This is a genomic window from Vibrio sp. 1F169 (assembly GCF_041439605.1).
Classification (GTDB): Bacteria; Pseudomonadota; Gammaproteobacteria; order Enterobacterales; family Vibrionaceae; genus Vibrio; species Vibrio tasmaniensis_A.
On sequence record NZ_JBGOOI010000184.1, the window covers coordinates 1 to 1,050 of the forward strand.

General features: G+C 50.8%; 1 protein-coding gene. It reads right to left on the reverse strand.

Annotated features, from left to right (window positions below; all coding sequences use genetic code 11):
* A partial coding sequence (locus tag ACED53_RS23485) for a relaxase domain-containing protein (protein WP_371715328.1) occupies window positions 1-1,050 on the reverse strand: 1,050 nt, incomplete at both ends.

A 1,050-nucleotide genomic window follows, 5' to 3' on the forward strand; every position in this document is an offset into this window, starting at 1 on the left:
TTTGATACAGCGAGATAGCGTTATTGGCTTTAAATCCCTGACGGCTTGATACGCGATTAAGCATCACCACTTTACTGCTCGATTGTTTGGCTTTATCGGTGAGGGCCAGCAACTCATTGGCACTCATCTTATTGGCGTCATCGATGAGCAAGATGTCTTTATTGGTCAGCGGCGTATCGCTTTGCAGTAAGCTATGGGTAGTGTGGCGCTGCTCTGGTGAAAAGAGCTGACCGACCCAGGCGCTGAGTGTTTGACTCTTGCGCTGTACGCTCTCCATGCCCTCAGTCTTGGCTTTCACGCTTTGGGAGACCAATTGGACACGCTTACCGCTGTGATTGCCTACATTGAGTAGCTGCTGCGCAATACCCTGTGATGAGCCGTGTACATTGACCACATGGAACTGTTTGGTGGAGTGGTACAGCTCGGTCAGTATACGCTGCTGGCTTTCAGGGATAGCGAGCTTGTTGAGCGTGTTCGATTCAACGTGGGTGCGCATGTGATGCGCACGACCTTGTGTGCTGTCGATAAGCGCTTGTTCGTTATCAATTAAGCCTTTGGTGGTGTATTGCCCTTTTTGACTGAGTCCTATCAAGTCGCCCTGTTTAATCATTGCATCCGCGACTTTTTTGATATCAAGGGCGTTGAGTTGCACGCCGCCTTTGGTGAACTCTGAGGCGGTGAGTTCAATGATTTTTTCAAGGTGTAACGCAGTGCTGTATTGCCCTAGATGGTCAATGGCTCTGCTGATCGCGGCTTGGGTTTCACCGAGTGGCGGGGTATTTTGCGCTTCCTTTACTTGTTGCGCCATGGTGACAAGCTCTGCGGGGTCATACCCTTGCTCTTTTACGGTGCTTTGCCACTGTTTGTTGAGGCTGTCACTGCTCTGGTAGGTTTTGCTTTTACGAGTATCGAGGTTTGCTACGTCTTTCGCCGCGCGCGAGTCAAAGCCTAAATCGAGTGTGCGTTGGTCAATTTGTTGTTTGCGAGTGGACGACGCATCAAGAATAGGCTGAGGGACACCGCTGATTTCGAACTGACCGTTGCCGACGC